This window comes from uncultured Aquimarina sp. (assembly GCF_947495315.1).
In the GTDB taxonomy this organism is placed as follows: domain Bacteria; phylum Bacteroidota; class Bacteroidia; order Flavobacteriales; family Flavobacteriaceae; genus Aquimarina.
The window spans coordinates 1-215 of the sequence record NZ_CANLYD010000067.1; the positions used below are offsets into that span (position 1 = coordinate 1).

A 215-nucleotide genomic window follows, 5' to 3' on the forward strand; every position below is an offset into this window, starting at 1 on the left:
TCCCATTTACGTTCTTCTAAAACCACATTTCTCAAATCATCTTGTGATAATCCAGAGATATCTGCTGGAAAATCAGACCCATTCCCACTTCTTGCTCTAGCTCTCACTCTATTTACATATTGGTGGGCTTCATTTGACCCTGGACTTATTTCATTTAATGCTTCTGCCGCAATTAAGAGTACCTCTGCATAACGCATCATCATATAGTTAGCTTC

General features: G+C 39.1%; 1 protein-coding gene. It reads right to left on the minus strand.

Translation table 11 applies throughout. The features are described 5' to 3' along the window. Window positions 1-215: RagB/SusD family nutrient uptake outer membrane protein (locus Q0910_RS28610; protein WP_299224278.1), on the minus strand; the 215-nt coding region annotated here is incomplete at both ends.